Raw genomic sequence first — 25,923 nt, 5'->3', positions numbered from 1 at the left:
CGCGCCTTGCGCCGCGGGCTCCCGTGCGTCACGATGAGCCGAACGAACATTCGGTACGGAGGCGGGTTCATGAACGAGACGGCACTGGCGGCCGACTTCGACGCGACGATCGCCGCCGACCAGCGGATCGAGCCGCGCGACTGGATGCCCGAGGCCTACCGGAAGACGCTCATCCGCCAGATCGCGCAGCACGCGCACTCGGAGATCATCGGCATGCAGCCGGAGGGCAACTGGATCCTCCGCGCGCCGAGCCTGCGCCGGAAGGCGATCCTGCTGGCCAAGGTGCAGGACGAGGCCGGCCACGGCATGTACCTCTACGCCGCCGCGGAGACCCTCGGGGTCGACCGCGAGGAGCTGACCGAGAAGCTGATCGCCGCGAAGCAGAAGTACTCCTCGATCTTCAACTACCCCACGCTCTCCTACGCCGACATCGGCGTGATCGGCTGGCTGGTCGACGGCGCCGCGATCTGCAACCAGGTGCCGCTGTGCCGCTGCTCCTACGGCCCGTACGCGCGGGCGATGATCCGCATCTGCAAGGAGGAGTCGTTCCACCAGCGGCAGGGCTACGAGCTGCTGCTGGCGATGGTGAACGGCACCGATGCGCAGCGGGAGATGGTGCAGGAGTCGGTGGACCGCTGGTGGTGGCCGTCGCTGATGATGTTCGGCCCGGCCGACGGTGCGTCGCCGAACACACAGCAGTCGATGGCGTGGGGGATCAAGCGGCACACCAACGACGAGCTGCGCCAGCGGTTCGTCGACATGACCGTGCCACAGGCCGAGTCGCTCGGGGTGAGGTTGCCCGACCCGGGCCTGCGGTGGAACGCCGAACGGCAGGCGCACGACTTCGGCGAGCCAGACTGGGACGAGTTCACGGCCGTGATCTCCGGGTCGGGGCCGTGCAACGCCCAGCGCCTGGCGCACCGCCGGCGCGCCCACGACGACGGTGCCTGGGTCCGGGAAGCGGCGCAGGCCTACGCGGAGAAGAACCGATGATCCCGAGCGACGACACCCCCGAGGTGACGGCGGAGGGCGGCCACGGGGCCGTGCCCACCACCGGGGTGGAGACCGGCCAGGGCGAGCGCCCGTCGCGGCGCACCTGGCCCCTCTACGAGGTCTTCGTGCGCGGCAAGCGCGGGCTCAACCACGTCCACGTCGGCTCGCTGCACGCCGCGGACTCCGAGATGGCGCTGCACAACGCCCGCGACCTCTACACCCGGCGCAACGAGGGCGTCTCGATCTGGGTGGTGAAGGCCGCGGACATCACCGCGTCGAGCCCGGACGAGAAGGACCCGTTCTTCGCACCGTCCGCCGACAAGGTCTACCGGCACCCGACGTTCTACGCGATCCCGGAGGAGGTGCCGCACCTGTGAGTGGCGTGCACCAGGAGGAGCACGACGCGACCAACGCCTACCAGTCGCTGTCGGAGACCACCGCCCACGACGACCCGCGATGGGCGTTCGGGTCGGGGTTCGAGGATGTGGAGGCCGAGATCTCCGCGCCCGTGCCCGACGGCACGGACCCGGCCGACCTCGCCGCCTACTGCCTGATGCTCGGCGACGACGCGCTCGTCTGCAGCCACCGCCTCTCGGAGTGGGTGTCGCACGCGCCCGAGCTGGAGGAGGAGGTCGCGCTCGCCAACATCGCACTCGACCTGCTCGGCCAGGCGCGGGTGCTGCTCTCGCGCGCCGGGCACGTCGAGGGGGTGGGGCGGGACGAGGACGCGCTGGCCTACTTCCGCGACCAGGCGGAGTTCCGCAACGTCGCGCTCGCGGAGACCTCCGACGACCGCGACTTCGGCCGCTGCATCGCCCGGCTCCTGCTGTTCTCCACCTGGCGCCTCGCGCTGCTGCAGCGGCTGCGCGGCTCGGCCGACCCGGTGCTCGCCGCCGTCGCCGGCAAGGGTGTGAAGGAGATGGCCTACCACCGCGACTACGCGGCGCGGTGGACGCTGCGGCTCGGTGACGGCACCACCGAGTCGCACCGGCGGGTGCAGGACGGGCTGAACACGGTGTGGCCGTTCGTCGACGAGCTGTTCCGCACCTCCGCCGAGGAGCGCAGGCTCCTGGGGCCGGGCGTCTCGGTCGACCCCGCGCAGGCCCGCGAGGAGTTCGACGCCGTGCTCGACCAGGTCCTGGCCGCGGCCACGCTGACCCGGCCCGACCGGCCCGCCATGGGTCCGCTCGGCGGGCGCGGCGGCCGTCAGGGTGTGCACACGGAGGCCTTCGGGCACGTGCTCGACCAGATGCAGGGCCTCGCCCGCCGGCACCCGGGGGCGACGTGGTGACGGGCGTCCGCGGCGTCGTCGCCCAGGTCGTCGACCCGGAGATGCCGATGCTCACCCTGGACGACCTCGGCGTGGTCCGCTCCGTGGAGGAGGGGGAGTCGGGCGTGGTCGTGACGATCACCCCGACCTACTCGGGCTGCCCGGCCGTCGAGGTCATGCGCGACGACATCCGGGCCGCGCTCACCGGGGCCGGGTACGGGCCGGTCGAGGTGCGCACGGTGTTCGCGCCCGCCTGGAGCACGGACTGGATCAGCGAGGCCGGCCGGCGCAAGCTCGCGGAGGCGGGCATCGCGCCACCCGGGTCGACCGCCCGGCCGGCGACCGGGCCGATCCCCCTCACCCTCACCACACCCGCCGCGGACGTCCGCTGCCCGCGCTGCGGCGCCCCGGGCACGGAGGAGCTGTCGCGCTTCGGCCCGACCGCGTGCACCGCGTTGCGCCGCTGCCGGACGTGCCGGGAACCCTTCGAGCACATGAAGGAGCTGTGAGTCGCGTGATCGGCACCGACGTGGTCGCGCCCCGCACGGCCGGGTTCCACCGCCTGCGGATCGCCGACGTCGAGCGCCTCTGCGACGACGCCGTGGCCGTCACCTTCGACGTCCCCGACGACCTCCGCGAGCTCTACGCGTTCCGCCCCGGCCAGTACCTGACGCTGCGGCAGCGGACCGGCGACGGCGAGGAGCGCCGTTCTTACTCGATCTGCGCCCCGGCCGGTGCGGCACCGCGCGTCGGGGTCCGGCGGGTGGACCGCGGCCTGTTCTCGGAGTGGCTGGTCGACCGGGTCGCGGCGGGCGACGAGGTGGAGGTCGGGCCGCCTGCCGGTTCGTTCACGCCCGAGCTCGCCGCCGGCACCCACCACGGGCTGATCGCCGCCGGGTCGGGGATCACGCCGGTGCTGTCCATCGTCGCGTCGCTGCTGGCCGCGCACGAGGACACCCGCGTCACGCTGCTCTACGGCAACCGGCGCACCGACACCGTCATGTTCACCGAGGAGATCGCCGACCTCAAGAACGCCTACGGCCCGCGGCTGCACCTGCTGCACGTCCTGTCGCGCGAACCCACAGAGGCGGAGATCTTCAACGGCCGGCTCGACGCCGACCGGCTGCGGACGCTGCTCGGCGCGCTCGTCGACGTCGACGGTGTGGACGACTGGTGGCTCTGCGGCCCGCTCGGCATGACCGAGGACGCGGTCGCCGTGCTCACCGACCTGGGCGTGGGGCGCAAGCGCATCCACCGCGAGCTGTTCTACGTCGACGAACCGCCGCCCGAGCTGCACCGCCCCGAGGAGGGGCTCACGGGGGAGGGGAGCGAGGTCACGATCGTCCTCAACGGGCGGACGACCGCGCTCACGCTGCCGCGCGACGCCCCGGTCCTGGACTCCGCGCAGAAGGTCCGCGCGGACCTGCCCTTCGCCTGCAAGGGGGGCGTGTGCGGGACGTGCCGGGCGAAGGTCGCCGACGGCGAGGTCGTCATGCGGCGCAACTTCGCCCTGGAGGACGACGAGGTCGCGGCCGGGTTCGTCCTGACCTGCCAGTCCCTGCCGGTCTCCGGGTCGCTGACGGTCGACTACGACCAGTAGCGGTCAGGGAGCCGGCGGGGAGTGCGTGGTCGTCCCCGTGGCCGCCGTTGCAAGACTCTTCCGGTGATGAGTGAAGCCGATCGCCGGGTGTGCGTCGTGGGGGACTCGTTCGTTGCCGGCGTCGGGGACCCGGAGCACCGCGGCTGGGTCGGTCGGCTGGTCGTTCACCCGCACTGGGACGGCAACCCGCTCACCGCCTACAACCTCGGCGTCCGCCGCGACACGAGCGAGGACGTGTGGCGGCGGCTGCCCGCCGAGACCGCGGCCCGCTACGCATCCGGCTGCGACAACCGCCTGGTCGCGTCGTTCGGCGTCAACGACACCACCCAGATCGACGGTGTCGATCGCGTCGATGCCGCGCGCAGCGTCGCAAACCTCCGTCGCGTCGCGGGCCACGCCGCGGCGGTGGCCGTGCCGCTCCTCGTGGTCGGCCCGCCGCCGGTGGCCGAGGCCGGGCAGAACGAGCGGATCGCAGCGCTCGACAGCGCCTTCCGCGCCGTTGCCGCGAATTGCGGGTTCCCGTACGTCGGCGTGCTGGCCGCCCTCCTGGCCGATCCGGTGTGGATGCGCGAGGTCCGGTTCGGGGACGGGGCTCATCCGGGTGCCGACGGCTACGGGCGGCTCGCGGAGCTGGTGCAGCCGGCTTGGCGGAGTTGGCTCGGGCAGGCACCGTAACGGTCGACGTCGGCTCGTCGGCGCGGTGGCCGAAACCGGAACGTTCGCCCTGGTCCACCGGTCCCTACTCGTTCTGGACGCACTGCCCGTCGACATCGGCCGGTAGGTCGGGGGCGAACCCGCTCGGCCGCCACGTCGCCTGGCGAGTCGCCCAGCGCCGCCAGGCGGGGCTCGCCGCTACACGCGCGTCACAGCGTCGGCGCCACGCCGCCCTTCTTCTCCCGCAGCATGCGCCGCACCGCGGCGATGACCCGATCGATGCCGGACTCCTGCAGGACGATCTGCTGGTCGGGACGGTCGTCATCGCGGATGCCCACGAGGATCGCGCTCCGATCGCCGCTCGAGACGATGATCTCGAACTCGCGCGTCATCGTCTTGCGCAGCGAGAGGTCACCGTCCGTGCCGGCCTGCAGGTGCAGGGAGATCCCCTCCCTCGGCCGCGTTCGTGTCGAGACTGCGACGACGTCCGGGTAGTGGTACTCGTGGGTGTCTTCGTCCCTCCGCCGGCCGGAGGCGAAGTCGAGGACGCATTCGTAGATGGCCAGGTGGTGCCCGGTCGGACAGATGACCATGATGTCGTAGGAGGTGAACCGCCAGACCCGGTCGACGCCACGGCGGCCCTGGGAGCCCTCGGCGGGTCCGAAGACCACCAGCGGACCGCGGCCCTGATCGGCGAGCCTGCGACGGCCGCCGAGCTGGGCCCAGGGATCGACGTCGTCGCTGTGCAGCTCCAGCTCGTCCTGCGTGACCTCGAGTCGGCTCATGGCGCGGCGCGCGGCGGCCGCGAGGTCCTCGTCGAGCGTCCGGTCCATGTCGTGGTCGGCAGGCTTCGGCTCGGCGGCCGCGTACCGCCGGTGGTAGGTCGCCCGCAGCTCGAACCCCCGTACGGTGACCACCGCGCCGATGCCGACCGCCAGGAGGGCCAGCGGCGGCAGCCCGACGAGCAGGAGCGCGGCTGCGCCGAGCAGCAAGGCCATCCCCGCCCAGATTGTGCGCAGTGCCCAGGTCTCGTCCGCGGGATCCGGGGTGACCCGGAAGTACTTGCGGACCGCCCGCCTCCGCTCTGCGCTCCCGGGTGCGCCCAGCGGCGCCGTCACCGCGCCCTCCGCTCGTCCTGCCGGCTTTCGAGGGCGGACCACATCCGCGTCTCGCGCGCGGGAACGTGGCGCCGGATGAGCTCCGCCGACTCGCTCGTGATTCGCAGAACGAGCTCGAGGACGTCCGCGGGGGGCGTGGCGGACCGGCGCCGCATCTGCTGGTGGTCCTCGATGATCAGCGCGTGCAGCACGCGGGCCTCGGGCAGTTCGCGCGCCGCACGGAGGTGCGCGGTGACCCGGTCGAGAGTCTCGCCGCTGTGGCGGCGCGGGCGCCGCCCCTGCAGAAGGGCCACCGCGCGCCAGAAGTGGACCCGCGCGTCAGCCGGGCGCATGCCGAGCGCTTCCTCGAAGCGGCGTGCCGCGAGCGCGTACTGGTCGGTTTCGAGGAGCGCGAGTCCGGCCACCGCGGGGTCGACCGTGGGCGCGGAGCCGGCGTTGTTGATCGTCTGAGCGACCTGGACCGTGGTCGCTTCGATGCGCTCGAACCTATTGTCGTTCACGAGGCGCCGGTGATTGTTCGGACGATGCCGTCGACGGACTCCGCGATGCCAGCGGTGGCGGCCACGCCGGCAGCCAGGTTCCTGAGCTGCGTCAGTATGGTCAGCGTCCGGCTGCGGTCCGGCTGGTCAATGGCCACCTCGGCCTCCGCCGTGCGTGTGAGCGACCGCAGCTCGGTGGCGACCTCGTGGGGGACGGGACCCGCTGCGGTAAGCCGGTCTACGCGGTCCCGCACGGCTGCGATCTGCGACCGTGCCACGGCGGTCTCGGATGCGTCGAGCACCGGACCGCGGTTCGCGATGATGTCGGCGATCTGCACGACGGAGGCGTTGATGCTGTTGCTGGCGAAGTGGTTCTGCATTGTGTCCCCTCGGTGATCATGCGCTCTGCCCGGAGCGCGGGGGGTACTTCGTCGGTGCGCGCTCCGCTGTTGCTCACCTGAGTTGTGGCGCGGTGAAGTCCACTCCTTCGGACGAGCAGCACCGGCGGCTCTTCTCACGCGGAATGCCAGGGCGCGAGTGCATGTTGTTGAGGGCGCAACGACAGGTGGAGGAGGTCTCCCATGACCACGACGTTCGACCGCTACCGCTTCGCGCAGGTCCTGCTGGAGAGCGGCGAGCCGCTGGAGGCGCTGGCGCTCCTGGCGCCGGTGGAGGAGGAGATCGACGGGAACGCCGCCGCCCTGCTGCTGCTGGGCCGGGCCTACTTCCACTCCGCGCAGCTCGAGCGGGCGCGGCAGACGTTCGCGCGGGTCGTCGAGCTCGACCCCGCCGACGCCTACGCGCGTTTCCTCCTCGGCCGCACGCTGGAGCGCCGGAGCCGGCTGGTCGAGGCCCAGGCGCAGTACCGGGTGGCCGTCGCGATGTCGGACCGCGCCGAGTACCGCGAGCGCCTCGACGGCCTCGCCGCGCGCCTCGCCCCGGTCGGGGACTGACCCGGACGGAGCCTGATCCGGCGGACCCGCGCACGGTCGGCGATGCTCGCCGGGGACCGATCAACCGATGGAAAGGGGACCCGGTGGCGGAGCCGAACGTGCGCGGGGCGTGGCCCGCGCTGCGCGTCGCGGACTGGACGGACACGCGCGACACCCTGCACCTGTGGACCCAGATCGTGGGCAAGATCCGGATGGCCCAGGCCCCGCTGCTCAACCACTGGTGGCAGGTCACGCTCTACGTCAGCCCGCGTGGCCTGACGACCTCGTCGATCCCCTACGGGGGCGAGGTCTTCGACATCGAGTTCGACTTCGTCGAGCACCAGCTCGTCATCCGCAGCAGCGCGGCCGGCACGCGCACCGTCGCGCTGCACCCGATGCCGGTGGCGGAGTTCCTCGACCGCACCATGCACGCGCTGGCCGGGCTGGGTCTGGAGGCGCGCATCTCCGCGCGGCCCAACGAGGTCGACCCGGCGATCCCGTTCGCCCAGGACCGCGAGCACGCCGCGTACGACCCCGAGGCCGCGCACCTGTTCTGGCGCCAGCTGGTGTCGGCCCACCGGGTGATGGGGGAGTTCCGCGCGCACTTCGTCGGCAAGGTCAGCCCCGTGCACTTCTGGTGGGGGGCGATGGACCTCGCCTGCACGCGGTTCTCCGGCCGTCCCGCGCCGCGGCATCCCGGTGGGGCGCCGAACTGCGCCGACTGGGTCATGGTCGAGGGCTACTCCCGGGAGCTGAGCAGCTGCGGGTTCTGGCCCGGCGGGGGCGAGGAGGGTGCCTTCTACGCCTACGCCTACCCGGAACCCGATGGCTTCGCCGGGCACCCGGTCGGGCCCGAGGGGGCGTACTACAGCGCCGAGAACGGCCAGTTCCTGCTGCCCTACGAGGCCGTGCGCGCCGCCCCCGACCCCGATGGGGCGCTGCGCGAGTTCCTGCACAGCACGTACGAGGCCGCCGCCGACCTGGGGCGCTGGGACCGAGCCGCGCTCGAGGACGACCCCCTCCGGTGGGACGGGCACCGCTGAGGCGTCAGCGCGCCACCGGTGCCCGGCGCGCACGTGCCCGCAGGGGCAGCGGGATGCGTCGCCGGGGTCGCGCCCGCAGGTGTCCGGCGACGGCGTCGTCGACCAGCGCGCGCAGCGTCTCGGCGGCGCAGCTGCGGTTGGCCCCGATCCCGCCGGTCGAGCCGCGCTTGATCCAGCCGACGACGTAGGTGCCGGGCATCCCCGCCACGCGCCCGCCCGCGTTCGGGACGGTGCCGGTCACGTCGTCGAACGGCAGGCCCGGCAGCGGCGTGCCCCGGTGGCCCACGGCCCGCACGACCAGCCCGGCGGCGATCTCCCGCTCGCCGTCCCGGCCGCTGACCCGTACACCCGACACCCGGTCGGGACCCGTGATCGCGACCGGCGCCGAGTGGAAGCGCAGGACGAGCCGTCGGGGCCCGTCCGGAGGAGGCGCCGACCGGTCGAGGACCTCTCGTCGCACGCCCTGCAGCAGGGCGGCGTGCTCGCCCGGCGCGGCCGCGTCGATCGCCTCGCCGGTGCGCGGATCGCTGTCGTCGACCACCAGTTCCACGCCGTGCAGGTGGGCCAGCGCCAGCAGCTCCGGGCGCGTGTAGGCGGCGTCCTGCGGGCCGCGGCGCCCCAGCAGCACCACCTCGCGCACCGCCGAGTTCCGCAGCGCCTCCAGTGCGGGGCCGGCGATCGCGGTGCCCGCCAGGTCGGCGGGGTCCGCGGTGAGGATCCGCGCGACGTCGAGGGCCACGTTGCCGGTGCCGACGACGACCACCCGCTCCGCGCAGAGGTCGACGGCTGCCGGCGCGACCTCCGGGTGGCCGTTGTACCAACCGACGACGGTGGTGGCGGCGATGCTCGCGGGCAGCTCCTCGCCGGGCACCCCGAGTGCCCGCGGCTCGGACGCGCCCACGGCGTAGATCACCGCGTCGTGCGCGGCGGCGAGCTGCTCCACACCGGTGTCCCGGCCGACCTGCACCCCCAGCCGCATCCGCAGCCGGTGGTGGGCGTGGTGGCGCGCGAACGCCTCCCCGATGCGCTTCGTCGACGGGTGGTCGGGCGCCACCCCGAACCGCACGAGCCCGCCCGGCTCCCGCAGCCGGTCGATCAGCGTGACGCGCGCGTTCGTGTGCAGCAGCAGGTCCTGCACCGCGTACATGCCCGCCGGCCCGGTGCCGACGACGGCGACGTCGAGGGCCGGGAAGCCGGCCGGGATCACGCGGTCGAAGTCCGGCGGACCCCACGAGTGGAACACCGGCGGCTCGGTGGCCTTCGAGCTCGGCCGGTCCGCGTAGAAGTCCGCGTTGATCGCCGCGTAGTCCGCCGCAGCACCGGTCAGGGCGTCGACGGGGTGGACCGCGTCCACCGGGCACGCGTCGGCGCAGGCACCGCAGTCGATGCAGGTGCGCGGGTCGACGTAGAGCATGTCCGTGGTGCCGAAGTCCGGCTCGTCCGGCGTCGGGTGGATGCAGTTGACCGGGCAGGCCGCCACGCACGACGCATCCGTGCAGCAGGTCTGGGTGATCGCGTACGGCATGTGACATGGCCTCCGCTCCGCTCCGGCGGGCTCACGGGCCTTCGAGGCGCCGCCCTGCTCCTCCGGTGCTCGGTCGCTCGTTCCTCGCTCCCTGCGCGCCTCCCCCGCAGGGCGGCGCCGGCCCGCTCGCTCACACCACGGCCATCGACCCGCTAGAGCAGATGCGCGCGGCGGTAGATCGCGCGTGCCGGTGGTGTGAGCAGGCCGGCCGAGCCGAGGAACTCCATCAGCCCGGCGCAGCTCGAGCGCATCATCGACTTGTGGTGCTCGTTGGCGCGGGCCTCCCGCACGGCGCGCGCCCGGTCGAGCCCGGCGGCGGCGTAGACGTCCTCGCTGACCATGCTGGTCACGATGAAGTAGGCCGCGGCGGCGATCACGATGGAGTTGATCTGCCGGCGCAGAGTGCCCGTGCCCGCCATCCGCTCCCGGACCTCGTCCCGGGCGAACGCCATGTGCCGGGACTCCTCGACCACGTGGATGTTGTTGATGGTGCGCACGAACGGGGCGACCCGCTCGTCGCGCATCCAGTCGCGCTGCATCACGTCGAGGACCTCTTCGGCCACGAGGATCGCCGCGTAGGCGGCCTCCCCGCCGGCGAGCGCCTTGAACGCGCGGCCGAGCTCGACGACGTGGCGCTTGGGCCGGTAGGGCCGGGCCCCGAGCTTCGCGACGCCCCGCGCGAACATGATCGAGTGCCGGCACTCGTCGGCGATCTCGGTGAGGGCCCACTGGAACGCCGGGTCAGTGGGGTCCTTGGCGTAGAAGTCGCGCAGCACCATCTGCTGCAGGATCATCTCGAACCAGATGCCGGTGCTGGCCACCGACGCCGACTCCTGGCGGGTCAGCTCCCGCTGCTGCTCGGGCGTCAGCTCCGACCAGTACGCCGTGCCGTAGAGCGTGCACCACTCCGGACTGGCGCCGTGGTGCGCCGTGTCCAGCGGTGTCTCCCAGTCCACTTCGCGCGTCGGGTCGAACGACATCATCTCCGACGAGCGCAGCAGCCGGCTCGCGACGTCCTCGTGCTCCACGTTTCCGGTGCCGGTCCGGGCGGCGGGGTCCCGGGTCGCGGTGTGGTCCATGGTGGCCATGGTCGCTCCCTCGCGGTTCGACGACATTGCCGTTACCGCCGGTAACGTTACTGCTGGTAACAGCTGAGCGCAAGCCGGGACGGTCGACGCGCCGCCATCGGCCGGATGAACATCGGTCAACTTGTCCATACAAGTGGTTGCCCCGGCGCCGGCGGGATGACAGCGTCGGGGCATGAGCGCTGCCGTCCACCCCGACCTCGTCCACGCCCGTTACGCCCGGTGGGACGGGGTCGGGGAACCCTTCACCGTCGTGCCGGCGGCGGTCCCCCACGTGCCGGGGCCGGGGGAGGTGCTGGTGGAGATCGACCTCGCGACGGTCTGCGGCAGCGACCTGCACACCGTCGCCGGGCACCGGGCGTCGCCGGCGCCCGGGGTGCTGGGGCACGAGCAGGTGGGGCACGTCGTCGCCGTCGGACCCGGGGTTCCGGCCCGCTACGTCGACGGTGCTCCGGTGGTGCCCGGCGCCCGGGTCGTCTGGTCGGTGACGTCCTCGTGCGGCGCCTGCGTGCGCTGCCGCCGCGACATGCCGCAGAAGTGCCTGCAGCTGCGCAAGTACGGCCACGAGCCGCTCGACGAGGCCGCCCCGCTGACGGGTGGGTTCGCCACGCACTGCGTGGTCCTGCCCGGCACCGCGATCGTCGCCGTGCCCGACGACGTGCCCGACGCCGTCGCCGGACCGGCCTCGTGCGCCACCGCCACGGTGGCCGCCGTCCTCGCCGCGGCCGGGCCGGTCGTCCCGGGGGCGCGGGCCCTGGTCAGCGGCGCGGGGATGCTCGGGCTGACGGCGGTGGCCATGCTGGCGCAGGCGGGGGCGCACGTGCTCGCCGTGGATCCCGACGCCGCCCGCCGGGCGCAGGCGCGGCGCTTCGGGGCGGCAGAGGTCGCGCCGGACGGCGCGGATGCGGCGGACGTCGACGTCGCGGTCGAGCTCTCCGGCGCGGCGGAGGCCGTGAACTCGTGCCTGGACGCGCTCGCGGTGGGCGGTGTCGCCGTGCTGGCCGGCTCGGTCTCGCCCGGCCCGGCGGTGCCGCTCGACCCGGAACGGCTGGTCCGCGGCCTGCACCGGGTGGTCGGAGTGCACAACTACCGGCCGGGGGACCTGCAGGCGGCCGTCGACTTCCTGGCCGCCCACCACCGCACCTACCCGTTCGCCGAACTGGTCGGCGGCCGCTACCGCCTCGACGAGATCGACGAGGCCGTGGCGTCCGCCCGGCGCGGCCCGGCACCGCGGCAGGCGGTCGTTCCCGGCGCCTGACGCGCCGGGAGGACGCGACACATTCGCGCTCAGCCCCCGACTCGCGCAGGTGGGGGGCACGCTCCCCCTCTCCGCGGGTCAGGCGCCGGCGACCTCGGCCCGCGCGGCGCCGCCCGGGTGCTCCCCGGTCCAGGCCGGGCCGGTCCGGGTGCCCTCGGCTCGCGCGCTGCGCGTGTTGGTGACCGTGACCGTGGCGACGTCGGGCCGGTACCGGTCGTCGGACCACTCGATCGGCGCGCCGGACGAGTCCGTGGTGAGTCGGCGCTCGCGCAGCAGCGGGGCCCCGACCGGCACCTCGAGCAGTGTGGCGTCGACGGCGTCGGCGGCCACCGCGTCGAAGGTGTGGCGTGCTGCGTGCAGGTCCACGCCCTGCGTGGTGAGGAACGCGTAGATCGATCCGGCGTTGAGGTCGGCGGTGAGCAACGACCGGCCCACCTGCTCGACGTAGGTCATCCGCTCGAGCGCCGCGGGGCGCCCGTCGAGCAGGCGCAGCCGCAGCAGCTGGACGGCGAGCGCGTCGGGTTCGAGGCCCAGCGCCGCGGCGACCGTGGCGTCGGGCCGGCGCAGCGCGATCTCCTGCAGCCGTTGCCCCGGCACGTGCCCGGTGATCTCCGCGCGGCGGGTGAACGACAGGAACGACGCGAAGGGCTGGGCCGGGACGGCGTCGAGGACCACCGGCCGTTTCCCCTGCCCGCCACCGATCAGGCCTTCGTCGCGCAGGGCGGCCAGCGCCTGGCGGACCGGACCGCGGGAGGCGGCGAACTCGCGGCACAGCTGCGCCTCCGACGGTAGCGACTCACCCACCGCGAGCTGCCCGCTCCGGATCCGCTGCCGCAGCTCCGCCGCCAGTGCCCGGTGCAGGGGGATCGCCGTCACGAGGGCGGACTATACAAGCTGCGGGGCGTCTGACATGTCCGAATGGTGCCACCGAGTTGAACACTGGGTGCCTTGTCCATACAAGTCATTGCGCGGCTCCGCTCCCGGCTGCCACCGTGGCCGGCGTGACCTCGAGCAGTGGACCCGCCGACCTGATCGTCGTCGGCGCCGGCATCGTCGGGCTCGCGCACGCCGTCGAAGCGGTGGCGCGCGGGCTGTCGGTGACCGTCGTCGAACGGGACGAGCGCGCGGTCGGTGCGTCCGTGCGCAACTTCGGCCACGCGTGCATCACGGCGCAGGCGGGGGAGGCGCACACGTTCGCCCGGCGCGCCCGCGGCACCTGGCTGCGGATGGCGCGCGAGGCCGGCGTCGGTGTCCAGGAGTGCGGCACCGTCGTCGTCGCCCGTAGCGAGGAGGAGGCGGCGGCGCTCGACGAGCTCGCTGCCACCCGCGGCGCCGAGGAGGTCCGCCTGCTCACCCCCGCCGAGGTCACCGCGGCCGTGCCCGTGGCCGTCGAGGGTCTGCACGGGGGCGCCCTGCTGCCGCTCGACCTGCGCGTGGACCAGCGGCGGGCGGCCGGGGCGATCGCCGAGTGGCTCGCCGCACAGCCAGGGGTGCGGATGCTGTGGTCCACACCGGTGCTCGGCGTCGAGGACGGGCTGGTGCGCACGGGGCGCGGTGACCTGCGCGCCCGGCATGTCGTCGTCTGCGCCGGCCACGACCTCGACCGCCTCCTGCCCGAGGTCGCCGACGAGGCCGGGATGCAGCGGTGCCTGCTGCAGATGCTGCAGGTGCGCGTTCCCGGCCTGCGGATCGCCCCGGCCGTCCTCACGGGCAGCTCGATGCTGCGCTACCCGGCGCTGGCCGGCACCGACAGCGCGCGGGCGCTGCGGCGCCGCTGGGCCGCCGAACGGCCCGAGATGCTCGACGCCGTCGTCAACCACATGCTCACGCAGCTGCCCGGCGGCGACCTCGTCGTCGGCGACACCCACGCCTACGCCGCCACCCCAGACCCCTGGTCGCAGGAGGCGCTCGACGAGCTCCTGCTCGCCGAGACGCGCACCCTGCTCGGCCGCGACGACCTCGCCGTCGTGCGCCGCTGGCAGGGCGTCTACGCCTCCGCGGCCGGGGAGTTCCTGCGCGCCCGCGTCGCCCCCGGCGTCACCGCGGTCGCGGTCACCTCGGGGATCGGCATGACCACCGCCTTCGGGCTCGCCCCCGCCGTTCTCGACTCCCTCTGACACCCGCCCAGGAGACATCGTGTCCGTCCGCCGTCCTCTCGCGCTCGCCACGGCCCTCGCGGCCGCGCTCGTGCTCACCGCCTGCGGCGGTGGCTCCGCCCAGCCCGACTCGCCGACCTGCCCGGACGGGCAGATCCGGTTCGGCGTCGAGCCGTTCGAGGACCCCGCCCGGCTGACCCCCGCCGCGGAGGTCCTCGGCGACGCCCTGTCGCAGACGCTGAACTGCCCCGTGGAGGTGCAGGTCACCGACGACTACTCGGCCGAGGTGCTGGCCATGCAGAACGGCCGCCTCGACATCGCGATCTTCGGTCCGCTCGGCTACGTCTTCGCGAGCCAGCGGGCGGGCGCCGAGGCGCTGGCCTCCTTCGGTGATGCCGAGGGCAACCTCTCCAGCTACACCGCCGGCATCTGGGTCCCGAAGGACTCCGACATCACGGCCATCGACCAGCTGCGCGGCCGCTCGCTCGCGCTCGCCTCCGTCGGCTCCACCTCCGGCGACGCCCTGCCGCGCAAGGCGCTCGTGGACGCGGGCATCGCGCAGGAGGAGGTCCGGATCGACTACGCGGGCGGCCATCCCGAGGCGCTGCTCGCCCTGATCAACGGCGCGGTCGACGCGGCCGAGATCAACTCGCAGCAGCTGGCCAGCGCCACCGAGGCCGGCACCTTCGACCCCGCGGGCTACCGGCAGGTCTGGACCTCCGAGCCGATCCCGAACGACCCCGTGACCGTCCGCGGGGACATGGATCCGGCGTTCAAGACGGCCGTGCGCGACGCGCTGCTGAACCTCGACCCCGCCGCCGTCGGCGAGATCGGCGCCCTGCTCGACGTCTCGCCCCCCGGCCCGCTCGTCGCCGTCGACCGCTCCACCTACCAGCCGCTGTTCGACCTGGCGGCCTCCCTCGGGCTCACCGAGGAGGACGCCTGATGCTCGCCCTGACCGGCCTCACCGTGCGTTACGGGGACCGCACGGTGCTGCACGGCGTCGACGTCAGCGTGGCGGCGGGGGAGCTGCTCGCCGTGCTGGGCGCGAACGGCTCGGGCAAGTCGACGCTGCTCCGCGCGGCCGCCGGGCTCACCCCGGCGACCGGCACGGTGGCCGTGGACGGGCGCCCGCGGCAGGCGCTGGACACCGCGCTGGTGTTCCAGCAGATCCACCTCGTGCGCCGGCGCAGCGTGCTCGACAACGTCTGTGCCGGCGCGCTGGGCCGCCTCCCGCTGCACCGCAGCCTCGTCCCGGCGCTGTTCCCCCGCGAGGTGCGCGAGGAGGCCATGGCCTGCCTCGACCGCGTCGGGCTCGCCGACCGCGCCCACGAGCGCGCCGAACTCCTCTCCGGTGGTCAGCAGCAGCGGGTGGCCCTGGCCCGCGCGTTGTGCCAGCGTGCGCCCGTCGTCCTCGCCGACGAGCCCGTCTCCGCCCTCGACCCGGCGGCCGCCGAGCAGGTCCTCGCCCTGCTCGCCGAGCTGGCCGACACCCAGGACCTCGCCGTGCTCGCCGTGCTGCACCAGCCCGAGCTCGCCCGCCGCCACGCCGACCGCATCGTCGGCCTGCGCGACGGGCGGGTGGTGCTCGACGGCGACCCGGGCCAGCCCGTCGACGCCCTCTACCCCCACACCGTGCTGGAGCCCGTGCCGTGACCGTCCTCTCCCGGGAGGCGCCCCGCCTGCCCGTCCCCCCGAAACCGCGCCGCACCCGCGCGCAGGTGATCGGCTGGCTCGTCGCCGCGGTCGTCGTCGCCGCGCACGTCGTGGCCTGGCGGACCACCGAGATGTCGTTCACCGCGCTCGTCGAGGGCTGGCAGGGCATGGCCGACTTCCTCGCCGAGGCGATCCCGCCGGACCTCTCGTCCGAGGTGCTCGGCGAGGGCCTCTCCGCGGCGGCGGTCACGCTCTGGATCGGACTGCTCGGCACGACGCTGTCGATCCCGGCCTCGCTGGTGCTCGCGCTGCTCGCCGCCCGCGGCACCGCGCCCGGCCGCGGGACCTACCAGGCCGCCCGGTCACTGCTGTCGTTCCTGCGCGCCGTGCCCGACGTCGTGTTCGCGCTCATCTTCGTGACCGCGGTCGGCCTCGGGCCGTTCCCCGGCGTGCTCGCGCTCGTCTGCCACAACGTCGGGGTGATGGGCAAGCTCTGGGCCGAGTCGCTCGAGGACGCCGACCCGGGGCCGGCCCAGGCCCTGCGGTCGGCCGGCGCGGGCCGCATCCAGGTGGCCGCCCACGCCCTGCTGCCCACGGTGACCCCGCAGCTGGTGGGCCTGCTCATGTACCGCTTCGACGTCAACGTCCGGTCCTCGCTGGTGCTCGGGCTCGTCGGCGCGGGCGGTATCGGCTTCCTGATCAACCAGTCCATCCAGCTGTTCCAGTTCGACGAGATGCTCACCCACATCCTGATCGTCCTGGTGCTGGTCGTGGCCGTCGACCGGCTGTCCGCACTCGTCCGCCACCACCTGGGGAGCTCCACGTGACCACTCGTGTGATCGCACTCGCCGCCCTCGACATCGCCGGCACCACCATCGACGAGGGCGGAGCGGTCTACCGCGTGCTCGCCGAGGTGGTCGCCGAGCACGGCACGCCCGCCTCCGACGCCGATATCCGGCACTGGATGGGCGCCGACAAGCGCGAGGCCCTCGCCGCGCTCACCGGGGACGCAGGAGCCACCGAGGTGCTGCACGCGCGGTTCGTCGAGCGCCTGCGCCGGGCCTACGCCGACCACCCGCCGTCGCCGGTCACGGGTGTGCCCGAGGCGCTCGCGCAGCTGCGCGCGTCCGGGGTCCGGGTCGCGCTCACCACGGGCTTCGACCGCCAGGTCACCGACCCCCTCCTGGAGGCCGTCGGCTGGCGGGTCGGCGAGCAGCTCGACGCCGTCGTGTGCGCCCCCGAGGTCGAGGCCGGACGGCCGGCGCCGCACATGATCCACGAGGCGATGCGGCGCACCGGCGTGGCCGACGCGGCGCAGGTGCTGGCGGCGGGCGACACCGCGCTGGACGTCCGCGCCGGCCTGGCCGCGGGCGCGGGCCTGGTCGTCGGCGTCCTCAGCGGCGCGCAGGACCGGGACGAACTCGAACGCGAGCACCCCACGCACGTCCTGGGCAGCGTCGCCGAGCTGCCGGAGCTCATCGCGCGCGGGTGACCCGCCTCGCCGGCCCGGCACCGCATAGGGTCGAGTGATGATCGAGACGAACACCGCAGAGGTGGCGCGGCTGCTCCGGTCGGCCCAGCAGACCGGCACGCGCGTGCCGCGTACGGCGGCACCGGGCCTCGACGCCTCCGCGGGCCACGCCGTCCAGACCGCCGGCCGGGCGCTGCGGGTCGGGGACGGCGACCGGCAGGTCGGGTGGAAGGTCGGGCTCACCACGGCGGCCGCGCAGGCCACCGTGTCGGCGACGGGCCCGGTGAGCGGCTACCTCGTGGGCTCGACGATCACCGCGGTGGCGCCGACCTTCGACGCCACCGCCCTGCACGCCCCGCGCGTCGAGGTGGAGGTGGCGTTCGTGCTGGCGGCCGGCCTGGAAGGGCCGGATGTGACGCCGGCCGAGGTGCTGGCCGCGACCGCATACCTCGCGCCGGCCCTGGAAATCGTCGACAGCCGGTGGGAGGGCGGCCCCGACGGCGTCGGCGCGCTGCTCGCCGACGACGTGAGCGCCGCCGCGGTGGTCGTCGGCGAGCGCGTCGACCCGGACGCCGTGGTCCTGCCGGAGCTGCAGGTCAGCGGCCGTGTCGGGGCGGCGGAGGTCTCCGGGGGCGCGAGCAACGTCTTCGGCGACCCGGCGCGCGCCGTGGCGTGGTTGTGCGCCGACCTGCACTCGCGCGGTGAGTCCCTGCGGGCGGGCGACCTGGTCCTGAGCGGCGCCCTGTGCGGCCCCACACCCGTGCGCGCGGGCGACACCGTGGAGGCGGACCTCGCTGCGCTGGGCCGGCTGCGGACGGAGTTCGTCGCGGCGGGGTGAGCGCCGGCGGGGGCGTGGATCCGTGCGCGTTCCCGGCTGGCTATCGTCGCGGGTGACCCGGCCCGTCCGAACGGCGCGGCGGCGACCGGGCCCGTGAGGTGGCAGCCCGAATGTCCACGACGGCCCCCATGCCGGTGGAGACCGAGACACAGGCACCGGCCGGGCGGACGGTCGAGCTGGCGATCGGCGGGATGACGTGCGCGGCCTGCGTCGGGCGGGTGGAACGCAAGCTCGGCAAGCTCGACGGCGTGCGGGCGGCGGTGAACCTGGCCACCGAGCGCGCGCTGGTCAGCGTGCCCGCCGATGTCGCCGACGAGCGCCTGGTCGAGACCGTGGAGAAGGCCGGCTACACGGCCCGCGTCGTGGCACCGGATGCGGCGCCCGAGCCCGAGCGGGTGGACGCCGTCCGGGGGCTGCGGGTGCGGCTCGGCGTGGCGCTGGTGCTCTTCGTGCCGCTCGCGGACCTCTCGCTCGCGATGTCGCTCGTCCCGTCGCTGCGCTTCCCGTTCTGGCAGCTGGTCGTCGCCGCGCTGGCGCTGCCCGTGGTCGGGTGGGCGGCCTGGCCCTTCCATCGCACGGCATGGGTGAACCTGCGCCACGGCACCACCTCGATGGACACCCTCGTCTCCCTCGGGGTCGTGGCGGCGAGCGTCTGGTCGCTGGCCGGGCTGGTGGCGACGGCCGGGCAGCCCCCGGTGGCTTCGGGCTGGCAGGCGGTGTTGCACCCCACGGGGCCGCTCTACCTCGAGGTGGCGGCGGGCGTCACGACGTTCGTGCTGGCCGGGCGCTACTTCGAGGCCCGCGCCCGCCGGCGCGCGAGCGGCGTGATGCGCGCGCTCGCGCTGCTTCGCCCCGACGAGGTCTCCCTGCTCGACGGGGAGCGCGAGCACCGCGTGCCCGCGGCCGTCCTGCGGGTCGGTGACCGGTTCACCGTGCGGCCGGGGGAGCGGATCGCGGTCGACGGCACCGTCGAGTCCGGTGTCGCCGCGGTGGACACCAGCGCGATGACCGGCGAGTCCGTGCCGGTCGAGGCCGGTCCCGGCACGCCCGTCGTCGGCGGCACGATCGCCACCGGCGGGCGGCTGGTCGTGGTGGCCGACCGGGTCGGCGCCGACACCCGGCTCGCCCGCATGATCGCCGCCGTCGAGCGGGCGCAGGCCGAGAAGTCGGCCACCCAGCGGCTCGTCGACCGCATCTCCTCGGTGTTCGTCCCCGCGGTCCTCGCCATCGCCCTGGGCACCCTCGCCGCCTGGCTGCTCGCCGGCGGCGGCGTGCAGCAGGCACTGGCCGCCGCGGTGGCAGTAGTGATCATCGCCTGCCCGTGCGCGTTGGGCCTCGCCACCCCGACCGCGTTGATGGTGGCGTCGGGTCGGGGCGCTGAGCTGGGCATCTTCGTGAAGGGGCACCGCGCGCTGGAAACCGTGCGCGCGGTCGACACCGTCGTGCTGGACAAGACCGGCACCCTCACCGAGGGCCGGATGCGGGTCGCCGGCCTCGCCTGCGTGGCGGGGGCCGACGCCCACGTGGTGCTGCGCCGGGCCGGGGCCGTCGAGTGCGCCTCCGAGCACGCGATCGCGCGGGCCGTGGCGGAGCACGCGAGGCAGGAACTCGGCGAGCTGCCCGAGGTCACGGGGTTCGCCGCCCTGCCGGGCCTGGGCGCCCGCGGCACGGTCGACGGCGCGGAGGTCGTCGTCGGGCGGCCCGAGCGGCTGCCCGACGAGCTGGCCGCCCGCGTCACGGAGTGGGAGGAGGCCGGACGCACCGTCGTCGCGGTCACCGTGGACGGCGCCGTCGCCGGGGCGATCGCCCTGGCCGACCCGGTGCCCGACAGCTCCCGCGCGGCCGTCGACGGGCTGCGGGCCCGCGGGCTGCGCCCCGTGCTGCTGACCGGTGACAGCCCCGCCGCCGCGGCCGCCGTCGCAGCGTCCGTCGGGATCGACTCGGCGGACGTGCACGCCCGCGCCCTGCCCGACGACAAGGTCGCGCTGGTGCAGCGGCTGCGGGCGCAGGGCCGCACGGTCGCGATGGTGGGCGACGGCGTGAACGATGCGGCGGCGCTCGCCGCGGCCGACCTGGGCATCGCCGTCGGCACCGGCGCGGACGTGGCGCTGGAGGCCGCGGACCTGGTGCTCGTGCGCGACGACCTGCGCGCGCTCGTCGCGGCGATCGACCTGGCCCGCGCCACGCTGGCCACGATCCGCGGCAACCTGGTGTGGGCGTTCGGGTACAACGTGGCCGCGATCCCCCTGGCGGCGAGCGGCTTGCTCAACCCGCTGCTCGCGGGTGCGGCGATGGCACTGTCCTCGTTGCTGGTGGTGACGAACAGCCTGCGACTGCGCACCGCCGTGCGCGGCTGAAGATCGCCGGTTCAGTGCACCGGCTGCAGTGCCGACGACGCTGAGCGCACTCAACTCGCGATCATGGTGCCGCGACGGGTGAGTTCGGCGCGGACCACCGGGTCAGTGGTTAGCGGCGGCCCTGCGACAGCCGGGCGAGCATCTCGTTGTAGGCGCCCAGCTCGGCGTCGTCGTCGCGGTCGGCCTTGCGGTCGTGCCGCGTCGCCGACCGCTCGTCCTCGCGGGACCACTGCACCAGCAGGGCGATGACGACCACCAGCATGGGCACCTCGCCGGTTGCCCAGGCGATCCCGCCGCCGACCTTCTGGTCGGCGAGCAGGTCGGGAAGCCACGGCAGTGCCAGCGAGCGGTAGAACTCGCCGCCGATGAGGTCGTCCATGCTCATCAGGGCGATGCCGAAGAACGCGTGGAACGGCATCGCGGCCAGCAGCACGGCCAGCCGGCCCAGGTGCGGCAGCCGCACGGGTGCGTGGTCTGTGCCCACGAGCGGCCAGAAGAACAGGTAGCCCACGGCGAGGAAGTGCAGGTACATCAGCTGGTGCGCCCAGTGGTAGCGCAGCGACGCCTCGAACAGCGGTGTGAAGTACAGGACGTAGAACGAGCCCACGAACAGCGCCAGGGCGACCAGCGGGTGCGTCAGGAGCCGCGCGACCGGGGACGCCACGGCGGTGGTCAGCCACTCTCTCGGGCCCGGCGGGTTGCCGCGTCCGGCCGGGTGCAGCACGCGCAGGGCGAGCGTCACCGGCCCGCCGAGCGCGAGCAGCACCGGGGCCAGCATGTTCAGCGCCATGTGGCTGATCATGTGGACGCTGAAGAGGCCGGGCGCGTACCGCCCGAGTCCCGAGGAGGTCGCGAGCTCCAGCACGAGCCACCCGAGGAGCCACGCGGCGGTCCGGCCGGTGGCCCACTCGTCCCCGCGGGCCCGCAGCACCCGCACGCCGTGCAGGTACAGGGCCACGGCGGCGACCGCGGCCACGGTGAGCAGGATGTTGAGCCGCCAGTCGAGCAGCGCCCGCAGCGCGGAGAACGGCTCGGGCAGGTCGTAGCCGATGAGCACTTCGCCGTCGGTGTCCCCGCGGACCAGGAACCGCGGCGGGACGCTGTGCGCCATCGCCCCGGCCACCACGACCACCGCCGCGCTGACGGCGGCGAGCGGGGTCAGGAGTCGGCCGCGGCGACCCGCGAGGGCCCACAGGGCCAGGGCGAGGGCAGCCAGCCCCGCCTGCGCCAGCTGCCAGCGCCCCCACGCGGTGCCGGGCAGCGAGCCCGGCACCGTCAGCTGCAGGGCCAGCACCAGGGTGGACAGCATCCAAGCCGACCCGCTGCCGGCCAGCAGGATCCGGGCGCGGCGCCACAGCGGGCCGTCGAGACCGCCTCCGTAGCGGCGGTGCAGCACGAGGGCGACCAGCACTCCCAGCCACACCGCCAGCGCGACGGCCTGGACGACCGCGGCGTCCGTGCCCCAGTCGTGGCCGCGCCCGACCGCCGCCTGCCCGACCGCGGGCACCGGCAGCAGCGACACCGTGGCGACCGCGGCGAGCAGTGCGGCCTCCCACCAGCGCAGCGCCCAGGCGCATCCCAGCGCCACGACGGCGAACCCGACTCCGGTGAGCAGCCACGCCATCGGCTCCTCGAGGGCCGCGAAGGTGCTCAGCGGATCTGCGCCGGTCAGGACGTCGGTGAGGGCCGCGCCGGACAGGTCGGCCGCGGTGACCGGCGCGAGCAGCAGCGCAGCGACACCGGCCGCGGCGGCGCACCAGCCGGCCCTCCGGACCGCGCGGTAGCCGGCTGCGTCGACGGTGCCGGAGGGCTGGGCGGGCACCAGGAACGCGGCGTTGAGCAACGAGCCGAGGGACGCGGCCGAGGTCAGGACGACCACGGCGCGCAGGGCCGCGACGAGCACCTGGGTTCCCGTGGCGGCCACCGGGATGCCCAGCCGGGCGTACATCTGGGTGTCCAGCAGCGTCGCCGCTGCGGCCAGGGCGGCGAGCGCGGCGACCGCGCCGATCCCGGCGATGACCAGCCGGCGCGATCCCCACCGGACCTCGGCCCGCTGCGACCGCGCGCGGTCGGTGTCCTGCACGTGCCCTCCTCCGCGTCCGCCCCGCCCGGACCGGACGGCGGGGACAGTACGCCCGGGTAGCGCGTGCTCCCGTGGTCGGGCCGGGAACCGCGGAGCGGCCCGCGACGACCTCTACAGGGGGTTCGTGTGCTCGAATCGAGGTCATGACCTCTCCGCTGGCAGGCCTGCACATCGTCGAGTGCGCGAGCTTCGTCGCCGGTCCGACGGGCGGGATGACCCTCTCCCAGCTCGGGGCCGACGTGATCCGGATCGACCCGCTCGGCGGCGGGCCCGACCACGAGCGCTGGCCCGTCGCGGCGTCGGGGAGCAGCTACTACTGGTCGTCGCTGAACAAGGGCAAGCGCTCGGTGGCGCTCGACATGCGCTCCGACGAGGGGCGGGAGCTGGTGCTCGCCCTGGTCACCGCGCCCGGCGCGGACCGCGGCGTCCTGGTGGACAACGTGGTCGGCCGGCGCTGGATGTCCTACGACGCGCTCGCGACGCGCCGGCCCGACCTGATCCACCTGCGGGTGCAGGGGCACGCCGACGGGCGGCCCGCGGTCGACTACACCGTCAACGCCGAGGTGGGGCTGCCCGGGATCACGGGGCCGGAGGAGGGCGGCGCCCCGGTCAACCACGTGCTGCCCGCATGGGACCTGATCACCGGCCTGTCGGTGTCCACCGGCGTGCTCGCGGCCCTGCACGACCGGGGCCGCACGGGGCGCGGGGCGCGGATCGAGCTCGCGCTCGCCGACGTCGCCCTCGCGGGCGTGGCGAACCTCGGATGGCTCTCCGAGGCCGCGGAGCGCGGCACGGAGCGGCCGCGGCACGGCAACCACGTGTACGGCAGCTTCGGCGTCGACTTCGCCTGCCGCGACCGTGAGCGTGTCATGGTCGTGGCGCTGACCGAGGGGCAGTGGGCTGCGCTGTGCGCGGTGACGGGCACCCGCGAGGTGTTCGACGCGCTCGAGGTGGCGCTGGAGGCCGACCTCACCCGCGAGGCGGACCGCTACCGGCTCCGCGAGACGATCGCGGCGATCCTGCGTCCCTGGTTCCTCGCGCGCGACTTCCCGCAGGTCCGCGAGGAGCTCGACGCCGCGCGCGTGCTGTGGGGCAGCTACCGGGGCATGACCGACGTCGTCGGCGCCCACCGGCGCGGCACCCACCCCGTGCTCGCCGACGTCGCGCTGCCCGGCGGCGGGCAGGCGATCACGGCCCGCTCCCCGCTGCGGTGGAACGGGGAGCACGGTGAGCCGGGGCGGGCGCCGGAGCTGGGCCGCGACACCGTGCCCGTGCTCGCCGAGGTGCTCGGCCTCTCGGACGCCGAGATCGGACGCCTCGCGGGCGCCGGCGTGATCACCGCGGGCGCCGGGGACTGACCGCGGTCAGGAGTGGTGCAGCGCTGCGTAGCTCTCCGGCGGGAACGTGGTGTCCTTGTCGCCCAGGACGAGCGCGCGGTAGGTGGCGGTGGCGGCTTCCTCGAGGTTGGTGATCCGCCGGAACGCCATGCCGACGTCCGCGGCGTGCGCGGAGCAGCCGTGGAAGGACTGGATCACGCAGTCGTGCACCGTGGCCTGCTCCGCGGTGGTGTCGGCGAGCGCGTCGGAGCCGTTGGGGTGGTAGGGCACGGTGCCCACCGAGCGCACGTAGTAGGCGTGGTCGAGGGTGAACAGGCGGACCTCGTGGCCCAGCGCGTCGAGCAGCACGGTGTGCTGCGGGTGCAGGTGGATCACGCAGTTGACGTCGGCGCGCTCCTGGTAGGTGCGCTGGTGCAGCTTCCACTCGCTGGACGGGCGAGCGGCGCCGCCGACGACGTCACCGGCCAGCGTCATGACCGAGAAGTCCTCCGCGGTGAGCCGGTCGAGCCAGGTGCCGGCGCCGGTGACGACGTACTCGTCCTCGCCCGGCAGACGGCCCGAGAGGTTCCCGCCGCTGGCGAGCACGAGGCCGCGTTCGACGGCCATGTGCCCGACCTCGATGAGCTGGTCGATCAGCTCGGTACGGGTGGTGGCCGGTTGCATGGCGACTCCTTCAGACGTCTTCTCGCAGGGCCAGGCTCCACGGCGCCGCAGCTGTCGATCGTCCCTCAGGTCAGGCGAGCACGTCGCGGTGGGTCTCCCGGGAGGTGAGCACCGCGATCAGCGAGACGATCGAGATGAGCGCGTAGTAGCCGACGACGGCCCAGATCGATCCCGCCGCGGCGAACAGCGACGCCGCGATCAGTGGGAAGACGCCCCCGACGGCGCCGCCGACCTGGCGGCTGACCGCGAGGCCGGAGAACCGGTGGGCGGCGCTGCGGAACAGCTCGGCGAAGAAGCTGGCCTCCGTCGCGAAGATCATCGTCTGGATGAGGGCGGGCGGGATCGCGAAGGCCACCACCACGAGCGCCGGGTCGCCGGTCTCCAGCAGGGGGAAGAAGACGAACGCGACGTACAGCACACTGATCACCAGCGACGCCATGATCAGGACGCGGCGGCCCACGTGGTCGGAGAGGCGGCCGAACAGCGGGTTCATGACGATGCCGACGACGTTGCCGATCAGCATGCCGTTCAACATCACCGAGTTCGGGATGCCGAGCTCCTGGCCACCGTGGACCAGGGCGTACACCGTGAACAGCTGCAGCATGCTGGTCTCGGTGATCACGCAGAGGAACACGGTGAGGCACGCCCGTGGCTCCTCGCGAAGAGCGACCAGCAGGGGCGCCTTGCGCGGGCCGTGCTGCACCGCCTCCCGGAAGACCGGGGGCTCGTCGATCCTCGCGCGGATGTACACGCCGACCAGCACGAGCACGGCGCTGAGCAGGAAGGGCACCCGCCAGCCCCACGCGAGGGCGTCCTGCTCGGGCAGGCCCGCGACCAGGGCGGCGGCCAGGGCTGCCAGTACCGAGCCGAGCGCGCCGCCGATCTGGATGACACCTGCGTACCCGCCGCGCTTGCCCTGGGGCGCGCTCTCGGTGGCCATGATGACCGCGCCGACGGTCTCGCCGCCGAGCGCGAAGCCCTGGACGCAGCGCAGGAGCGTGAGCAGGATCGGCGCCGCCACGCCGATGGCGGCGTAGGTGGGGAGCAGGCCGATCCCGGTCGTGGCGGCACCCATCAGGACCAGCGTGACGAACATGATCGGCTTGCGGCCGATGCGGTCGCCGAAATGCCCGAACACCAGCCCGCCGAGCGGACGTGCGACGTAGCCGATGGCGAACGTCGCGAGCACCGCGATCGTCGCCACCAGCGGGTCGGCCTGCGGGTAGAACAGCTGGTTGAACACGACCGGGGCGATCAGGCCGAACAGCAGGAAGTCGAAGTACTCGATCGTGGTGCCGATCGTTCCCGACACCAGGACCCGACGTCGCTGCGTGCGGACGTGCGCGGTGTCGGGATGTGGCTGGGCTGCATGTGGCTGGGCTGCGCTGCCGATGGCCATGTCGGTCCTCCCCGCCGTCGGACACTAGGTCGCCGCCGGGGTCCGGACGACCGACCGATGCCGGGG

At 74.2% G+C, this 25,923-nt stretch carries 26 protein-coding genes; 17 read left to right on the top strand and 9 right to left on the bottom strand.

The annotated features are described in order from the left end of the window. The first annotated feature begins 69 nt into the window (after nt 1-69). The 6 genes from paaA (at nt 70) to CFP66_RS32500 (ending at nt 4,538) form a co-directional block, all read left to right on the top strand. Nucleotides 70-993, top strand: a complete 924-nt coding sequence (gene paaA / locus CFP66_RS32525) for a 1,2-phenylacetyl-CoA epoxidase subunit PaaA (RefSeq protein ID WP_094929049.1) — start codon at nt 70-72, stop codon at nt 991-993. A 65-nt stretch (nt 994-1,058) separates the two neighbouring features. Next, the gene (paaB, locus tag CFP66_RS32520; protein WP_198961820.1) at nt 1,059-1,370 is read left to right on the top strand and encodes a 1,2-phenylacetyl-CoA epoxidase subunit PaaB; all 312 of its coding nucleotides are present in this window, start codon (nt 1,059-1,061) and stop codon (nt 1,368-1,370) included. Beyond that, nucleotides 1,367-2,284: a 1,2-phenylacetyl-CoA epoxidase subunit PaaC gene (gene paaC, locus CFP66_RS32515; RefSeq protein ID WP_233159914.1), complete on the top strand. Its 918-nt coding sequence runs from the start codon at nt 1,367-1,369 to the stop codon at nt 2,282-2,284. Before paaB ends, paaC begins: the two co-directional genes overlap by 4 nt. Then, a complete protein-coding gene (gene paaD / locus CFP66_RS32510; protein ID WP_094929047.1) occupies nt 2,278-2,772 on the top strand; it encodes a 1,2-phenylacetyl-CoA epoxidase subunit PaaD in 495 nt (164 codons plus the stop codon). Before paaC ends, paaD begins: the two co-directional genes overlap by 7 nt. An 8-nt stretch (nt 2,773-2,780) precedes the next feature. After that, nucleotides 2,781-3,863, top strand: a complete 1,083-nt coding sequence (gene paaE, locus CFP66_RS32505; protein ID WP_094929132.1) for a 1,2-phenylacetyl-CoA epoxidase subunit PaaE — start codon at nt 2,781-2,783, stop codon at nt 3,861-3,863. A 66-nt stretch (nt 3,864-3,929) separates the two neighbouring features. Next, on the top strand, nt 3,930-4,538 hold the full coding sequence (locus CFP66_RS32500; RefSeq protein ID WP_094929046.1) for a GDSL-type esterase/lipase family protein: 609 nt from the start codon (nt 3,930-3,932) through the stop codon (nt 4,536-4,538). Nucleotides 4,539-4,726: 188 nt separating this feature from the next. On the opposite strand, the gene CFP66_RS32495 is transcribed toward CFP66_RS32500, so the two are convergent. Genes CFP66_RS32495 through CFP66_RS32485 form a run of 3 tightly spaced genes read right to left on the bottom strand, consistent with a single transcriptional unit; the run spans nt 4,727 to nt 6,452 of the window. Further along, on the bottom strand, nt 4,727-5,635 hold the full coding sequence (locus tag CFP66_RS32495) for a hypothetical protein (RefSeq protein ID WP_094929045.1): 909 nt from the start codon (nt 5,633-5,635) through the stop codon (nt 4,727-4,729). After that, nucleotides 5,632-6,135, bottom strand: a complete 504-nt coding sequence (locus tag CFP66_RS32490; protein ID WP_094929044.1) for a hypothetical protein — start codon at nt 6,133-6,135, stop codon at nt 5,632-5,634. Before CFP66_RS32490 ends, CFP66_RS32495 begins: the two co-directional genes overlap by 4 nt. After that, nucleotides 6,132-6,452 (bottom strand): hypothetical protein, encoded by a 321-nt coding sequence (locus tag CFP66_RS32485; RefSeq protein WP_143517436.1) that lies wholly within the window; start codon nt 6,450-6,452, stop codon nt 6,132-6,134. Before CFP66_RS32485 ends, CFP66_RS32490 begins: the two co-directional genes overlap by 4 nt. 243 nt (nt 6,453-6,695) lie before the next feature. Between CFP66_RS32485 and CFP66_RS32480 the strand changes: the two genes are divergently transcribed. Both CFP66_RS32480 and CFP66_RS32475 read left to right on the top strand, forming a co-directional pair. After that, nucleotides 6,696-7,067, top strand: a complete 372-nt coding sequence (locus CFP66_RS32480; protein WP_094929042.1) for a tetratricopeptide repeat protein — start codon at nt 6,696-6,698, stop codon at nt 7,065-7,067. Between the two features lie 83 nt (nt 7,068-7,150). Beyond that, nucleotides 7,151-8,089, top strand: a complete 939-nt coding sequence (locus CFP66_RS32475; RefSeq protein ID WP_233159910.1) for a DUF5996 family protein — start codon at nt 7,151-7,153, stop codon at nt 8,087-8,089. A gap of 4 nt (nt 8,090-8,093) precedes the next feature. Here the strand turns inward: CFP66_RS32475 and CFP66_RS32470 are convergent, their stop codons facing one another. Next, nucleotides 8,094-9,614 carry an FAD-dependent oxidoreductase gene (locus CFP66_RS32470; protein ID WP_094929041.1) on the bottom strand — a complete coding sequence of 507 codons (1,521 nt, stop codon included), beginning with the start codon at nt 9,612-9,614 and terminating at the stop codon, nt 8,094-8,096. A gap of 152 nt (nt 9,615-9,766) precedes the next feature. After that, nucleotides 9,767-10,693, bottom strand: a complete 927-nt coding sequence (locus tag CFP66_RS32465; RefSeq protein WP_094929130.1) for a diiron oxygenase — start codon at nt 10,691-10,693, stop codon at nt 9,767-9,769. A 181-nt stretch (nt 10,694-10,874) separates the two neighbouring features. Between CFP66_RS32465 and CFP66_RS32460 the strand changes: the two genes are divergently transcribed. After that, nucleotides 10,875-11,957: a zinc-binding dehydrogenase gene (locus CFP66_RS32460; protein WP_094929040.1), complete on the top strand. Its 1,083-nt coding sequence runs from the start codon at nt 10,875-10,877 to the stop codon at nt 11,955-11,957. A 78-nt stretch (nt 11,958-12,035) separates the two neighbouring features. On the opposite strand, the gene CFP66_RS32455 is transcribed toward CFP66_RS32460, so the two are convergent. Beyond that, nucleotides 12,036-12,833, bottom strand: a complete 798-nt coding sequence (locus CFP66_RS32455; RefSeq protein WP_198961805.1) for a GntR family transcriptional regulator — start codon at nt 12,831-12,833, stop codon at nt 12,036-12,038. Nucleotides 12,834-12,958: 125 nt separating this feature from the next. On the opposite strand from CFP66_RS32455, the gene CFP66_RS32450 reads away from it, so the two are divergent. The 7 genes from CFP66_RS32450 to CFP66_RS32420 all read left to right on the top strand — a co-directional run bounded on the left by CFP66_RS32450 (nt 12,959) and on the right by CFP66_RS32420 (nt 20,375). Further along, nucleotides 12,959-14,074, top strand: coding sequence for a TIGR03364 family FAD-dependent oxidoreductase (locus CFP66_RS32450; RefSeq protein ID WP_233159908.1), 1,116 nt, complete (start codon nt 12,959-12,961; stop codon nt 14,072-14,074). 19 nt (nt 14,075-14,093) lie between these two features. Then, a complete protein-coding gene (locus CFP66_RS32445; RefSeq protein ID WP_094929039.1) occupies nt 14,094-14,999 on the top strand; it encodes a phosphate/phosphite/phosphonate ABC transporter substrate-binding protein in 906 nt (301 codons plus the stop codon). Next, on the top strand, nt 14,999-15,709 hold the full coding sequence (locus tag CFP66_RS32440; protein ID WP_094929038.1) for a phosphonate ABC transporter ATP-binding protein: 711 nt from the start codon (nt 14,999-15,001) through the stop codon (nt 15,707-15,709). The genes CFP66_RS32445 and CFP66_RS32440 overlap by 1 nt, the downstream gene beginning before the upstream one ends. Further along, complete coding sequence (gene phnE, locus CFP66_RS32435; RefSeq protein WP_094929037.1) at nt 15,706-16,536, top strand: phosphonate ABC transporter, permease protein PhnE; 831 nt, start codon at nt 15,706-15,708, stop codon at nt 16,534-16,536. Before CFP66_RS32440 ends, phnE begins: the two co-directional genes overlap by 4 nt. Beyond that, nucleotides 16,533-17,201 (top strand): phosphonatase-like hydrolase, encoded by a 669-nt coding sequence (locus CFP66_RS32430; protein WP_233159906.1) that lies wholly within the window; start codon nt 16,533-16,535, stop codon nt 17,199-17,201. The genes phnE and CFP66_RS32430 overlap by 4 nt, the downstream gene beginning before the upstream one ends. 37 nt (nt 17,202-17,238) lie before the next feature. Then, a complete protein-coding gene (locus tag CFP66_RS32425) occupies nt 17,239-18,018 on the top strand; it encodes a 2-keto-4-pentenoate hydratase (protein ID WP_094929035.1) in 780 nt (259 codons plus the stop codon). 110 nt (nt 18,019-18,128) lie between these two features. After that, nucleotides 18,129-20,375, top strand: coding sequence for a cation-translocating P-type ATPase (locus CFP66_RS32420; protein ID WP_094929034.1), 2,247 nt, complete (start codon nt 18,129-18,131; stop codon nt 20,373-20,375). 109 nt (nt 20,376-20,484) lie between these two features. Here CFP66_RS32420 and CFP66_RS32415 read toward each other — a convergent pair whose 3' ends face one another. After that, nucleotides 20,485-22,458 carry a cytochrome c oxidase assembly protein gene (locus CFP66_RS32415; RefSeq protein WP_233159905.1) on the bottom strand — a complete coding sequence of 658 codons (1,974 nt, stop codon included), beginning with the start codon at nt 22,456-22,458 and terminating at the stop codon, nt 20,485-20,487. A gap of 143 nt (nt 22,459-22,601) precedes the next feature. On the opposite strand from CFP66_RS32415, the gene CFP66_RS32410 reads away from it, so the two are divergent. After that, nucleotides 22,602-23,816: a CoA transferase gene (locus CFP66_RS32410; protein ID WP_094929033.1), complete on the top strand. Its 1,215-nt coding sequence runs from the start codon at nt 22,602-22,604 to the stop codon at nt 23,814-23,816. 6 nt (nt 23,817-23,822) lie between these two features. Here CFP66_RS32410 and CFP66_RS32405 read toward each other — a convergent pair whose 3' ends face one another. After that, a complete protein-coding gene (locus CFP66_RS32405; RefSeq protein ID WP_094929032.1) occupies nt 23,823-24,458 on the bottom strand; it encodes a class II aldolase/adducin family protein in 636 nt (211 codons plus the stop codon). Nucleotides 24,459-24,528: 70 nt separating this feature from the next. Continuing rightward, nucleotides 24,529-25,857 (bottom strand): MFS transporter, encoded by a 1,329-nt coding sequence (locus tag CFP66_RS32400; protein ID WP_094929031.1) that lies wholly within the window; start codon nt 25,855-25,857, stop codon nt 24,529-24,531. Between the last annotated feature and the right edge of the window lie 66 nt (nt 25,858-25,923).

The sequence above is a fragment of the Pseudonocardia sp. MH-G8 genome (assembly GCF_002262885.1).
In the GTDB taxonomy this organism is placed as follows: Bacteria; Actinomycetota; Actinomycetes; order Mycobacteriales; family Pseudonocardiaceae; genus Pseudonocardia.
This window is presented reverse-complemented; position numbering and strand designations above follow the sequence as displayed.